General features: G+C 54.4%; 12 protein-coding genes. 3 read left to right on the forward strand and 9 right to left on the reverse strand.

Features of this window, described 5'->3' with window-relative positions:
- Position 1: 1 nt before the first annotated feature.
- On the reverse strand, positions 2–1,369 hold the full coding sequence (locus J5224_RS12690) for an MFS transporter (RefSeq protein ID WP_264625723.1): 1,368 nt from the start codon (positions 1,367–1,369) through the stop codon (positions 2–4).
- 396 nt (positions 1,370–1,765) lie between these two features.
- Here J5224_RS12690 and rpiB point away from each other — a divergent pair, with 396 nt between their 5' ends.
- Genes rpiB through tkt form a run of 3 tightly spaced genes read left to right on the forward strand, consistent with a single transcriptional unit; the run spans position 1,766 to position 5,207 of the window.
- Positions 1,766–2,224: a ribose 5-phosphate isomerase B gene (gene rpiB, locus J5224_RS12695; protein ID WP_222159674.1), complete on the forward strand. Its 459-nt coding sequence runs from the start codon at positions 1,766–1,768 to the stop codon at positions 2,222–2,224.
- Between the two features lie 4 nt (positions 2,225–2,228).
- Positions 2,229–3,179 (forward strand): transaldolase, encoded by a 951-nt coding sequence (gene tal / locus J5224_RS12700; RefSeq protein ID WP_264625761.1) that lies wholly within the window; start codon positions 2,229–2,231, stop codon positions 3,177–3,179.
- 15 nt (positions 3,180–3,194) lie between these two features.
- The gene (tkt, locus tag J5224_RS12705; RefSeq protein WP_264625724.1) at positions 3,195–5,207 is read left to right on the forward strand and encodes a transketolase; all 2,013 of its coding nucleotides are present in this window, start codon (positions 3,195–3,197) and stop codon (positions 5,205–5,207) included.
- Between the two features lie 90 nt (positions 5,208–5,297).
- On the opposite strand, the gene nudK is transcribed toward tkt, so the two are convergent.
- From nudK to J5224_RS12745, 8 genes are all read right to left on the reverse strand, one after another.
- A complete protein-coding gene (nudK, locus tag J5224_RS12710) occupies positions 5,298–5,876 on the reverse strand; it encodes a GDP-mannose pyrophosphatase NudK (RefSeq protein WP_264625725.1) in 579 nt (192 codons plus the stop codon).
- 37 nt (positions 5,877–5,913) lie between these two features.
- Positions 5,914–6,711 (reverse strand): IclR family transcriptional regulator, encoded by a 798-nt coding sequence (locus J5224_RS12715; protein WP_264625726.1) that lies wholly within the window; start codon positions 6,709–6,711, stop codon positions 5,914–5,916.
- A 136-nt stretch (positions 6,712–6,847) separates the two neighbouring features.
- The gene (locus J5224_RS12720) at positions 6,848–7,516 is read right to left on the reverse strand and encodes a bifunctional 4-hydroxy-2-oxoglutarate aldolase/2-dehydro-3-deoxy-phosphogluconate aldolase (RefSeq protein ID WP_264625727.1); all 669 of its coding nucleotides are present in this window, start codon (positions 7,514–7,516) and stop codon (positions 6,848–6,850) included.
- Positions 7,517–7,601: 85 nt separating this feature from the next.
- Positions 7,602–8,909 (reverse strand): MFS transporter, encoded by a 1,308-nt coding sequence (locus J5224_RS12725; RefSeq protein WP_264625728.1) that lies wholly within the window; start codon positions 8,907–8,909, stop codon positions 7,602–7,604.
- Positions 8,910–8,984: 75 nt separating this feature from the next.
- Complete coding sequence (locus J5224_RS12730; protein ID WP_264625729.1) at positions 8,985–9,977, reverse strand: 2-dehydro-3-deoxygalactonokinase; 993 nt, start codon at positions 9,975–9,977, stop codon at positions 8,985–8,987.
- A gap of 14 nt (positions 9,978–9,991) precedes the next feature.
- On the reverse strand, positions 9,992–11,008 hold the full coding sequence (locus tag J5224_RS12735; RefSeq protein WP_264625730.1) for a 2-dehydro-3-deoxygalactonokinase: 1,017 nt from the start codon (positions 11,006–11,008) through the stop codon (positions 9,992–9,994).
- Between the two features lie 180 nt (positions 11,009–11,188).
- Complete coding sequence (locus J5224_RS12740; RefSeq protein ID WP_264625731.1) at positions 11,189–12,343, reverse strand: iron-containing alcohol dehydrogenase; 1,155 nt, start codon at positions 12,341–12,343, stop codon at positions 11,189–11,191.
- Between the two features lie 161 nt (positions 12,344–12,504).
- Positions 12,505–13,743, reverse strand: coding sequence for an Nramp family divalent metal transporter (locus J5224_RS12745; protein ID WP_264625732.1), 1,239 nt, complete (start codon positions 13,741–13,743; stop codon positions 12,505–12,507).
- Positions 13,744–13,907 lie beyond the last annotated feature (164 nt).

A 13,907-nucleotide genomic window follows, 5' to 3' on the forward strand; every position in this document is an offset into this window, starting at 1 on the left:
GTCAATCCTCCTGTGTGGCTGATGCAGCTTGGGATTCCTGCCCGGAACGGCTCAATAACACCATCAAGATTGCAGAGAGCAGCATCAGGCCGCCGACAATCAACATTGGGAGAACATAGGTGCCGGTAACCCCGCGCACCGCCCCGGTGATATACCCCGCAGAAAACCCAGCAACGTTACCGATGGTATTGATCAGGGCAATCGCGGCCGCCGCAGAGGCCCCGGTCAGGAACTGCGTAGGCAATGTCCAGAAGTTAGGTAACGCAGAGAAAATGGAACAGGCGGTTACGGTGATCACGGCGATGGTGGCTGCCGGTGATTCCATGTACAGTGCCAGCGGAATACTGATGGCACCGGTCAACGCCGGAATAGCGATGTGCCAGGTACGGCAGCCGCGACGGGTCGCGTCACGTGACCAGAAGTGCATCACAATGGCGGCGGGCAGATACGGTATCGCGGTAATCAACCCTTTTTGCAGCACATTAAAGGTGGTGCCAAACTGCTGTTGGAAGCCGCTGATAATGGTCGGCAGGAAGAACGCCAGCGCATACAGGCCATAAATAAAACCGAAGTAGATGAAGCACAGCACCCACACGCGCTTGTTGAACATCACGGTTTTCACGCTCGGATGTTTGCTGTGCTGCTTGGCGGCATGTTCACTGTCAAGTTCACCCACCAGCCAGCGTTTCTCTTCATCGTTGAGCCATTTCGCATCCTGAGGGCGATCGACCAGGTAGAACCAGGTGATGATCCCCACGGCGATTGCCGGAATCGATACCCCGAGGAACATCACGCGCCAACCTTCTAGCCCAAGCAGGCCATGCTGTTCAATCAGCCACGCTGCCAGTGGTGCACCGATCACGGTGGTCATCGGCTGGGCCAGATAAAACAGCGCCAAAATCTTGCTGCGATAACGCGCTGGCACCCACAGGCTCAGGAACAATATGGCCCCGGGGAAGAAACCTGCCTCGGCAATCCCCAGCAGGAAGCGCAAGATATACAGCTCTTGCACACTGCTTACCCAAGTAAACAGCAGTGACACAATCCCCCAGGAAACCATGATGCGCGCCAGCCACTTGCGTGCGCCAAAACGGTGTAACGCCAGGTTGCTAGGCACTTCCAACAGGATGTAACCAATAAAGAAAATGCCGGACGCCAGCCCAAACTGCGCGACGGTCAGCGCCAGATCGGTATTCATACCGTTCGGGCCAGCAAAAGAAATTGCAGTGCGATCGAGGAAGTTAATAAAGAACATCAGTCCGACGAACGGCACCAGACGCAAGGAGATCTTGCGGATGGCAGACTGCTCTGCGGAGGAGGGTACTGCGGTGCCCTGTTGCGCCGCTTGTGTAGCCGATATCTTGCTCATACTGCCCCCCTGCCGTTTGCGATGGAGTACCTGGTGTGACCTTTATGTTCTATCGTCGTTGTTATCGTTTGCGTATCGGTCTGAGACATTGTTATGCCCTCTAAAGAGTCAAATCAATAATTCACACAGTGAACATATGAACGATATGATCGCGCCGATTCTTTGCCTACTACTCTGTTTAAAAATTGTGAGCATGATCCAAATATGTGTACAAAAGGTAAAATACCGCTTAAAAAGCGTAATAAGTGACCTTAATCACCTTTTAAACAAGATCACATACACTCACCAACACAAAACAAATAATCACCAGTTGAACATTTGAAACTGTCGGTATATGTTAGCCGTGAAACGCCGGATCTGGCGCTATGTTGACCTTTAGTCAGGCAGGAGATGGGTATGCACGCAATTGCGATTGGCGCAGACAGCGCCGCGATCGATTTGAAAAACATCATTAGTGAATTTTTACAACAGCAGGGGTTGCAGGTTACCGACTACAGCTACGATCCCAGTGGCGAAAATCCGATCTACCCCGATGTTGCACACACCGTTGCCGTCTCCATCAAAGAAGGGAAACACGAGCGCGGGATCTTGATCTGCGGCACCGGTATCGGCATGAGCATTGTCGCGAACAAAGTCACAGGGATTCGGGCTGCCCAATGCCATGACACCTATTCCGCACAGCGCGCCAGAAAAAGCAATAACGCGCAAATTATCTCGCTGGGTGCGCGGGTTATCGGGCCAGAGCTGGCAAAAGAGATCGTTGCTGCCTGGCTGGCTTCTGAATTTGAAGGCGGGGGATCGGCACCCAAAGTGGATCGCATTGGCTACTACGAGCAGCAGGAAAACGGGCGGTGACATGATGAATCAACTTGATGCCCTGAAGCAGTTTACCGTTGTCGTCGCGGACAGCGGCGATATTGACGCGATTCGTCAGTTTGCACCCGAGGATGCGACCACCAACCCCTCGCTGATTTTGAAAGCAGCCACGTTGCCCCAATATAGTCCACTGTTCGAAGAGGCCATTACCTATGCCCGCCAACAGGGGGGGACCCGTGCTACCCAACTGATCAACGCGGGCGATCGTCTGGCGGTCAATATCGGTGCCGAGATCCTCAAATCGGTGCCGGGGCGCATCTCCACCGAGGTGGATGCTCGATTGTCATTCGATCGCGGCATGTGCGTCGCCAAGGCGCGCAAGCTGATAGGTTTGTATGAAGAGAAAGACATTCCGCGCTCGCGCATATTGATCAAACTGGCTTCCACCTGGGAGGGCATCCGCGCGGCAGAAGAGCTGGAACGTGAAGGGATCAACTGCAACCTCACACTGTTATTTTCCTTTGCCCAAGCGCGCGCTTGTGCCGAAGCGGGCGTGTTTCTTATCTCGCCGTTTGTGGGCCGTATCTACGACTGGTATCAAGCCAAACAGCCTGCCGAACACTATCAGGCCGAGCAGGATCCCGGTGTGCTGTCGGTGCAAAATATCTATGACTATTACAAACGCCATCGCTATAACACGGTGATCATGGGGGCCAGTTTCCGTAAAGTGGAACAGATTCTGGCGCTGGCAGGCTGCGATCGCCTGACCATTTCACCGTCACTGCTCGATCAGTTGAAAAACAGCAGCGCTCCGGTAACGCGCCAGCTCACACCATCGGTGGAAGCGCTGCACCGCCCTTCTCCGCTGAGCGAAGCCGAGTTCCGCTGGAAGCATTGTCAGGATGCCATGGCGGTGGACAAGCTGGCGGAAGGCATTCGCCTGTTCGCTATCGATCAGGAAAAGCTGGAAGCGATGCTCGCAGCGCAACTGTGATGTGGAGAGCCCATTATGTCGTTGTCTGATACGCCGCACGCACGTCGCCAACGTGCCAACGCTATCCGTGCACTCAGCATGGACGGCGTGCAAAAAGCCAAATCCGGTCACCCGGGCGCACCCATGGGTATGGCAGATATCGCCGAAGTCCTGTGGCGCGATTACCTTAATCACAACCCGGCTAACCCCCACTGGGCCAACCGCGACCGTTTCGTTCTTTCCAACGGTCACGCTTCCATGCTCATTTACAGCCTGCTGCACCTCACCGGTTACAACCTGCCGATTGAAGAGCTCAAGAACTTCCGCCAACTGCATTCCAAAACACCGGGGCACCCGGAGTACGGCTACACCGACGGCGTGGAAACCACCACCGGCCCGCTCGGGCAGGGTATCGCCAACGCGGTCGGCATGGCGCTGGCAGAACGCACGCTGGCGGCGCAGTTCAACCGCCCGGGTCACGATATCGTTGACCACTTCACCTATGTGTTCATGGGTGATGGCTGCATGATGGAAGGCATTTCCCACGAGGTGTGTTCGCTGGCCGGGACCCTGAAGCTGGGCAAGCTGGTGGCATTCTATGATGACAACGGCATCTCCATTGACGGTCACGTGGAAGGCTGGTTTACCGATGACACCGCAGCACGCTTCGAAGCCTACGGCTGGCACGTGGTGCGTGGGGTCGACGGTCATGACGCCGATGCCATCACCCGCGCTGTCGAACAGGCGCGCGCGGTGACGGACAAACCGTCCCTGCTGATGTGCAAAACCGTGATTGGTTTCGGTTCACCGAACAAGGCCGGTACGCACGATTCCCACGGCGCGCCGCTGGGTGACGCCGAAGTGGCCGCTTCACGCGAACAGCTGGGCTGGAAATACCCGCCGTTTGAAATCCCGGCCGATATCTATGCCGCCTGGGATGCCAAGGCCGCTGGCGCGCAGAAAGAGAGTGCCTGGAGCGAGACGTTTGCCGCCTATGCCAGGGCCTATCCGGAACTGGCTGCCGAATTCAAACGCCGCACCGTCGGCGACCTGCCGGCCAACTGGCAGGCGGATGCCCAGAAATTCATTGAAGAGCTGCAAGCCAACCCGGCGAAAATTGCCAGCCGCAAAGCCTCGCAGAACGCGCTGGAAGCCTACGGCAAGCTGCTGCCGGAATTCCTCGGCGGCTCCGCTGACCTGGCACCGAGCAACCTGACCATCTGGTCCGGCTCGGTCTCGCTGGATAAAGACCCGGCAGGCAACTACATCCACTACGGGGTGCGCGAGTTCGGCATGACCGCCATCGCCAACGGTCTGGCGCTGTACGGCGGCTTCCTGCCGTATACCGCGACCTTCCTGATGTTTGTGGAATACGCCCGTAACGCGGTGCGCATGGCTGCGCTGATGAAAATCCGCAGCATCTACGTTTACACTCATGACTCCATCGGTCTGGGTGAAGACGGCCCGACGCACCAGCCGGTAGAGCAAATGGCGAGCCTGCGCGTGACGCCAAACATGAGCACCTGGCGTCCGGCGGATCAGGTAGAAACCGCGGTGGCGTGGAAATACGCCATCGAGCGTAAGGATGGCCCGACGGCGCTGATCCTGTCGCGTCAAAACCTGGCCCAACAGGCACGCACCGCGCAGCAACTGGCGGACGTGGCGAAAGGCGCTTACGTGCTGAAAGACAGCGACGGTCAACCAGACCTGATCCTGATTGCCACCGGCTCAGAAGTCGAGCTGGCGGTTGCCGCCAGCGACGTGCTGAGCGCACAGGGCCATAAGGTGCGCGTGGTTTCCATGCCGTCCACCGATGCATTCGACAAGCAGGATGCGGCCTACCGCGAAGCGGTGCTGCCGAAAGCGGTCAGCGCGCGCGTGGCGATCGAAGCGGGGATTGCCGACTACTGGTACAAGTATGTTGGCCTGAACGGCGCGATTGTGGGCATGACGAGCTTCGGCGAATCGGCTCCGGCGGAAAAACTGTTCGAGGTGTTTGGCTTTACGGTGGATAACGTGGTGGCAAAAGCCAGCGCGTTGCTGAAGTAAGTCTTAAACTGCTGATGCCCGTCATCCTCGACGAAAGCCGGGGACGACGGGAATTTTTTTTCAAAAGACTGGGTTACAGGTCTTGAGTATTTAGGATGCACACCATCCCTGTAACTGCGCATAGTGCAGTAGCATGATGGTTTTTCCATCGCAGATACGCCCGTCTTTGATCATCGCCAGTGCGTCAACAAACGGCAGTTCGATAACCTCAATGTCTTCATCTTCCACGCCGCCGCCGCGCGCCAGACGTTGGGAAGGCGCGTATTCTGCGGCAAAAAAATACACCTTTTCTGTCACGCTGCCAGGCGACATATAGGCTTCAAACAGTTTTTCGACCTGCTCTATATGGTAACCCGTCTCTTCCATGACTTCCTTACGGATGCACGCTTCCGGTGACAACGCATCCAGCAATCCCGCACAAGTTTCCAACAGCATGCCGCTCTCATTACCGTTGAGGTACGTCGGGATACGAAATTGGCGCGTCAGCACTACCGTCTTTTTATCCCGGTTATAGAGCAGAATGGTGGCACCGTCGCCTTTGTCATAAACTTCGCGCCGCTGTCGCACCACACCGCCCTGTTTACGTTGCAGATCGAACGTGTAGTTGTGCAGCACATACCAGTTATCGGACAGCAGTTTCTTTTCAATAAGCTTTATGGGAGACGACATCACAACACTCCATCACGCGGGAAAACACGCGGCTGACTTAACGAAACTCCTGATACAGATGTTCACCGCGAAAACCGATACGGCGCGATAGCGTGAGCGCCGCCGTTGAGATCAGCGAACCCAGCTCAGCAATACGCTCAGGGTTATCTTTTACTTTGGAAAACAGGCTGGCAATACTCAGCGCCGCTTGCACCTTACCCCGAGCGTTATAAATAGGGGCTGCGACACAAAAGACTTCCGCGTTATGTTCACGATCGTCAATCACGTAGCCGCGCTGGCGCGCTTCGTTCAGCACGCCGAAAAAACGCGCTTCATCCGTCACGGTGAAGGGGGTAATCGGCTGCAAACCGCCGGTTTTATCGAGAATGGCTTTGACTTGTTCATCCGGCATGGTCGCCAGCAGCGCTTTGCCAAGGCCAGTGCAATAAAGTGGGTTATTGGAACCGATGCGCGCAGAGGTACGTACTGATGCAGCACTCTCCACTTTATCCAGATAGACCAGCATACCGTCGTTTTCCATTGCCAGGAACGAGGTTTCCTGCGCGCTGGCAGCCAACTCTTCCAGCACCGAGCGTGCGGCTTCATGAAACGGCGTTTGATCGAGATAAACCGCACCGGTCTGGAACAATTTAAGCCCCAGACGGAAAGATTTGACACGGGGATTGGCGATTTCAAGATAGCCTTTATCCACCAGCGTATAAATAATATCGAAGGTGGTGCTTTTCGGTATGCCTAACTGAGTACTGATTTCCGTTATGGTTAACTCATCCCGCGTTCCTGCGACCAACTCCAGCATATCCAGCGCTCTGGCCACCGAGCGATTGATTTTTTCCACGCCATCCATCCCCATGCATTCGCTTGCGCGGGATTATACAAGATAACCATAGCGGTAAGAAAAAATAAAAGTGCCCGATAAGGGCAACCCGCGTTGATAGTGCGGCAGGCAGCCTTTATCGGAAGAGGAGAGTCAATCAGAGAGGGTAACAAACGTCATCCGGCTTTTTATTTTCCCGAAAACGCGTAATAAAGGTCTGCGCCAGCTCGGTTAACTGTTGCCATGCTTGCTCGGCCACTAACGTTTTATTGATCAGCTCGCTGCCCACCCCAACGGCAAATGCGCCCGCCTGTGCAAAGTCTGCGACGTTATTTAGCGTCACGCCGCCAACAGGAATGATCGAGAGATTGTTAAGCGGCCCCTGCAACTCTTTCAGGTAGTTGACGCCCAAACCGTTAGCCGGAAACAGCTTAAGCAAATCGACGCCCATACGACACGCCTGCAAGATTTCAGACGGCGTAACGACGGCGGGGATCATCAGCTTCTGCTTTTCATGCACCATGCTGACCACCTGCGGATTAAAATCCGGTGCCAACACAAAATTGGCTCCGGCATCCATCACCAACTGCGCCATGACCGGATTGATCACGGTTCCCGCACCGATCCACATTTTGTCGCCCAATTCCACCGTGAGCGCTTCAATACTGCGCAGATAACCTGACGTGTTGCAGGTCACTTCCAACACGCGCACGCCGCCATCGTAGAGCGCGCGTGCCACGGGGATCACCTCCTCGGGTTTTGTCCCTCTGACAATCGCGATAATGCCCGTTTCTTCTATGGCGTGAATCACTCGGTGCTTAATCATTGATAACCTCATAACCCTTTAATTAACTATTAAATCGACTGCTACAAACGGCGAAAAAGGCGGCGCGAGGCCGCCTCCACTGCGATCATGCGTTAGCGACGATCGGTTTTCTGACGATGAACCAGTAGCACAGGGCGGCACAGCCAGCGATGATCCCGCCGCTGACAAACGCCATGGTGTAAGAACCGGTAGCATCGGCGATCATGCCGGTCACCAACGGTGAGAGTGAACCGGCGAAGTAACCGCCGAAATTCTGGATACTGCCTACGGACGCCACCATGGATGCCGGCGCGACATCACCCGGTAACGCCCAGCCGGTTGCAGAGAGCGCCGAGAGCAGCGCCATGGCAATCACCAGCAGAGCCAGCGTACCGGTCAGGCTGGTCGCGAACGGAATTGCCACCACGGCAACACCAGCCAACAGCGCGGAGACGCTGATGGTGACGCGTTTGGCAACCAGTGAATCACTAAAGATTTCCCGATCCATCAACCATTTGGAAAGATACCCGCCGCCAATCGCCCCAACGATACCGCCGAAGTAAGGGATACTGGCGTAAATGCCCAACGCTTTGAGTTCGATGTTCTGGGTTTTCATCAAATAGAGCGGCAGGAAGGTGGTGAAAATATTCATCATCCACACATAGCAGAACCAGCCCAGAATCATGCCCCACACGCATTTGTACTTGAACAACCCGCCCCAGCTAATGGTGACTTCGCTGTTGCCCAGCTTTTCTGCGGTACCGCCGCCACCTTCTTTAATGTAATCCAGCTCTTCTTTGCTCAGCGTCGGATGCTTTTCCGGCTGATGGTAAGCAAAAATGAATAACACCACGAAGATCAGACCAATACCACCGGCGATAAAGAACAGCGCACGCCAGCCGAACGGGACAATGATGGCAACCAGAATCGGTGGAGCAATGGCCGGGCCCCATTTGGATGCCGCATCCCAGAAGCCTGTTGCCAGGGCGCGTTCCTTTTTCGGGAACCAAGAGGCGGTGATTTTCGCTGCACCCGGCCAGCACGGCGCTTCCGTAATGCCCAAGATGCCGCGTGCAAACAACAGCGTGGTGAGGTTGCTACAGGCACCCGTCAGCATGGTGGCGCCACTCCACAGGCCGATTGCCCAACTGTAGACTTTCTTCGGACCAAATTTATCGACCAGCCAGCCGGAAGGCAGTTGGCACATGGCGTAAATCAGTGCAAACACGGACCCCATCAAACCAATATCGGTATTGGTCAAATGCAGATCTTTCATCATATCGGGGGCGGCAATGGATAATGCAGCGCGATCGAGATAATTGATAATGCCGCCAATTAATAACAAGAAAACGACAAACCACCGTTTCTTGCCAATTTTTTTACTCGCGGCATCGGTATTAACCAGAGTACTCATCGTGATGTTCCTATAATAATACCTGTAGGGTAAGAGGTAATGACATTACCTGCCTGCTAACAGGCGGAATGTTCGTTAAATAATTTTTCTGACCCGGGCAATTTCCAATGCACCTAAGCCAGACAGCGAAGGCTGATTATCATCAATCACCACCACGTCGCCGGTAAAAAAGGCATCATCCTTAATTAATATTTCAAAAGCGTTCTTTAATATTTTCTTGCCGCAAATCACTAACGTGGCATCCGGGGAGATATTCAGCGCCTTGCTGTTTTTGATCGCGAGAATATCCGTTTGCAATACCGCACCGAGCAAATAGTTCGCCTTTTGGTTATCACTCAGTGCAGCGAACATATCGAGAATGCGCACCGAGAAGCAGCTGCGCGCCAGACCGACGGCGGCACAATCACGTGCCCCTTGCAGCAGATACTGCGCTTCCACTTCATTAGCAAACTGGTGTTTCAGCGAGCTGGCCAGAATAGTGCGTTGCGTAATGACATCCAATAACTCACCGGCAATCGTCGTTACGCAGCCTTCAATGCGGTTATCCGCATCGACTTTAATAAATTTGGAATGCGAGCCTGGCTGGATAATCAGTGCCGGACCGTGAATATCCAACGCGGCGATGGCTCCGATGGTTTCCACTTCCTCACCGCGCATCACATCCATTTTTTCAACGTTTTCCGGCGCAATCGCACCGTCGTTGTTGCGAATGCCAGGAACAAACCAGATCGGCTGATCGCTCACTTCAGGAATGACCTGCTGCACCATGCCTGCCGCCAATTCGTTAATACCCGCAGGAGCCACAACGTGTGGGATCTCACACAGGCCGACATTGGAGGTTATCATGCCCGCAGACAAGTAGGTCACGTTGGCCCCTGGCGGTAACGCCGCCTGTGCCAGCGCAGCCTGAACCGCCGCCTGTACGCCCCGCGTCAAGGTTTCTTTGCTGCCAGTGATGGCGGTGTCGCGCACGCCAACTGCCTGGCTGGCTTCAGCAATAATGCGATTGTCCTGCCAGACAAAAACGCGCGTGTTGGTGGTGCCGGTATCGATGGTAACGGAATACATGTTTCTCTCCTGTCTCAGCCCTGTTGCCCCAGATCAACGCGAGCGGCGATATAGCCAGCCCCTTCCACTACCAGCCGGTCAATTTCGTCCCGTGCGGTGATAAGCGTCGCCGGACGCGTCAGACCGAGTACGTTTTTCATCATGTGCTGGTAGATATGGCAGCGCTGCGCGTTGCCGACAAAAATCACCTCACCGTTCAGGTCAAATCCTTGCTGCTGGGCATCGGCAAACAGTTTCATGTCGTCAGCCGCCATCGCCGCTTCGCAAAACAGCTTGCGTTCCGCCGGTTGGGTATCCAGTGAGAATTGAATAAAGCGGGTCAGCAGAATGGTGCGTAACAGGCCGCTTTGCTGCACGCTGCGGTAGGCTGCATCGGCAATCTGCTCAGAGAAGCAGTCAGGTTGGGGCTCAGCACTTTTGACGCTGGAACCAATAAAGGTCTCTTTCAGAATAGCGGCATACACCTGACCGCTCAGCGAGGTCATGCTGCCCGCCAGTCTTCCTTGCGCATCAATGTGAATCAACTTGGTGGTCGATCCCAGCTCAATAATGGTGCACGGCAGCGCGGGCTTATGGCGGCTCAGCACGCCAATCGCCTGGGTTTCTTCACCACGCATTAAATCCAGCGACGCAATCCCTTCCCAGCCCCCCTTACCTGGCGCATTTTTAATACCGGGAATGAACACCACCGGAATATCAACCGGGAAAATCGCCGGATCGCGATATTGGCGGGCAAAGGTGGCAAGTGAGTCAATATTGACCGGCGCGGTCAGGTGCGGGATCTCCACCAGACCCAGGTTAGAGGTGATCATTCCCGAGGCGATGGCAAAACGCACATCGTTGAGCGTCAGGTTTTCCTGCACCAACAACTGTTGGAAACCGGCAGCAATGCCCTCTTTCAACGCGGCATTATTACCGGTCGCTGCCGTGCTGTTTACCCCGACGGGAATTTCATTTTTACTGATTACCGCCTGATCGTTGATCAGATAAAGGCGGGTATTGGTAGAACCACAATCAATAACCACAAACATAATCGTTAGCCTCTTATTGTCATAACATTTATAACGGGCATCAAAAATAGGGTACAAAAGTCCGCTGACGAAAAAATCTCGTCAGGCGGAATAGCTTTTTATTGTCTGGTGCAAATAGATATTAATTCACTACGCACCCGATAAATAAGCGTTTATCCCTGGTGGATAACGCACACAGAATTACAAGCAGCCCTGATAAATTTCCCGAATCTTTTCTCCGTCTGGTACACGTGGATTATTCGACAGCACCACTTTCATGGTGGTTAATACATTATTAATCAACCAATCAAAGTGCTCTTCTTTAACGCCCAATTGCGTCAGCGTAGGCACCATATTAATGCCGGTCAGGAATTGATGAACCGCCGCCACGCTGCTTTCCGCCGCCTGCTCCTGACTCATGTCGCGCGTATCTACCCCCATGGCTTTAGCGATAGCAGCAAATTTCTCGGGCGCCGCAGGCCAGGTATATTCCATAAAGGGTTTATAAATCGCCGCGATACCCTCCGCATGCACCACGTCCAGCAGGCCGCCCATGGGGTGCTGCAACGCGTGCGGCAGTGTGGTGCCCGCGCAGTCAATCGCCATGCCCGCCAACGAACTGGCCAGCGTAACGTTCTCCCAGGCGGCCACGTTGGTGACATCTTCATAGACCAACGGCAGGTTCTGTGCGATCAGCTCAATCGCACGCAGGGACAGCATTTCGCTGAACGGCGTGGCATTCTTGGAAATGTAAGATTCCAGCGCATGGAACAGCACATCGGCTCCCGGCCCGGCGATCACGCGTTTTGGCAGGGTCAACATCAATTCAGGATCGATAATGGCTGCCTTCGGGTAGATGAGCGGATTCACCAAGCCTTTCTTGTCATTGGTTTCCGGGTTGGTGAATACCGCGGTGCGGTTAGCTTCACTGCCGGTGCCTGCGGTCGTTGGGATAAGGATGATCGGCAACGCGCGGGTGCCGATTTTACGACCAAACACGTAATCCCAGATGCTACCTTCATTGACCGCAGAAAAGGCAATCCCTTTCGCCATGTCCATCGCGCTGCCGCCGCCGAGACCGATCACCAGATCGCACCCTTCATTGATCGCGACCTGCGCTCCTTCTGCCACCAGCGTAGACAGCGGGTTCTGCATAAAGCGATCGTAAACCGCAAACGCGACACCCGCTTCTGTTAGTGACTGTTGCACCGCCTGCAACTGCCCGGTGGGTTTGGAGCTGTCTGACGCTACCAGCAGCGCCTTTTTACCGTAAGGACGGGCAATGTCACCCACTTGCTTGTGTCGTCCTAACCCAAAATGAAATTTGACGGGATTACTGTAATCAAAAACTGGCATCTCTCACCTCTTTTTGTTCGCATATGCGAACGCTGTTCGTATTAATGATCCAGATAATAGAGAGGAGGAAAAATGAGCGCCAGCCTTTTGGTAAAAAAAATGGACTGCCATCACATTTATTGTGACAACAATCCGTTAGACGTGAGAAATAGTGCGCTGTATCAGCTAAGGATAAACGTGCTGATCAGCAGATAAGCATTGAGAGAAACCACAACAAAAACAATTACATTACCAGCATTCTGTACCCAACGACCGTTGACCATGCCTCCCATCAACGCTCGATTTCCGGTAAACGCCAGCAAAGGTACCAATGCCAACGCGATGCCGAAACTGAGCAGCACCTGACTCAGCACCAACACGCGAGTGGGTTCCATGCCGGACATAATCACAATAAACGAAGGCAGCATAGTGACCGTGCGCCGCACCCACAGGGGAATATGGAAACGGATAAACCCTTGCATCACCACTTGGCCCGCCAGCGTCCCCACGACGGTAGAAGAGAGCCCCGCAGCCACCAGACTTAAACCGAAAATGGTCGCAGCTGCCTTCCCTAACAGTGGATCGAGGGTGAGATAAGCACGCTCCAGATCGGCGATATCCTGATTGCCGCTAAAATGGAACGCTGCCGCCGCGGTCGCCATCATTGCCAGGTTGACGAATCCGGCAATGGTCATCGCCACTGCCACGTCGATTTTGGTCGCAGCATAGCGTTCGGCACGGGTGTGGTCTTCCCCCTGCTGGGTCAATGAAGAGTGCAGGTAAATCACATGGGGCATGATGGTGGCCCCCAACACCCCAGCGGCCAGCAGCACCGCGTCCGAGGTAGGCAACTGCGGCACCGCCATGCCACGCACCAGCGAGGCCATTTCAGGACGCGAGAAGATCAGTTCGACAATGTACGCGGCAGCGACGAACAGCAGCAGCCCGCCGATAATCATCTCCAGCGGCTTTTGCCCGCGCTGTTGCAGTGCCAAAATCAGGAAAGTTGCAATACCGGTAAGAATCGCGCCCTCAAGCAGCGAAACCCCTAACAGCAACTTAAAGCCGATAGCAGCACCGATAAACTCGGCCAAATCGGTTGCCATGGCGATAATCTCCGCCTGCACCCAATAGGCCCACACCGCAGGGCGAGGGAAACGATCGCGAATGTGCTCAGCCAGATTTTTTCCGGTGGCAATCCCCAGCTTGGCAGAAAGCAGTTGGATCAGCATCGCCATCAGGTTGGCCCATACCACCACCCACAGCAATTGATAGCCGTAGGCTGCCCCTGATTGAATATTGGTGGCGAAATTACCCGGATCGATATAGCCAATCGCCGCTATAAATGCTGGCCCCATCAGGGAAAGTTTAAGCTTCCTTGACGTGCGGCTGGCAGTCTCTATCACTCGGCTCCCCGGCATACAATGACCCTTTATTACCTCTATAATGGTTTACTCTGTCATGAATGATAATGATTATCAAGCGCATGTAGAACGGTAAAACAGATTGCTGCAATAGCTAAAACCAACACCGTTAGCAGGGACATACGTTTCGCCTGATAGGTTCACGATGACCTCTCTACTAT

Source organism: Candidatus Symbiopectobacterium sp. NZEC135 (assembly GCF_025962695.1).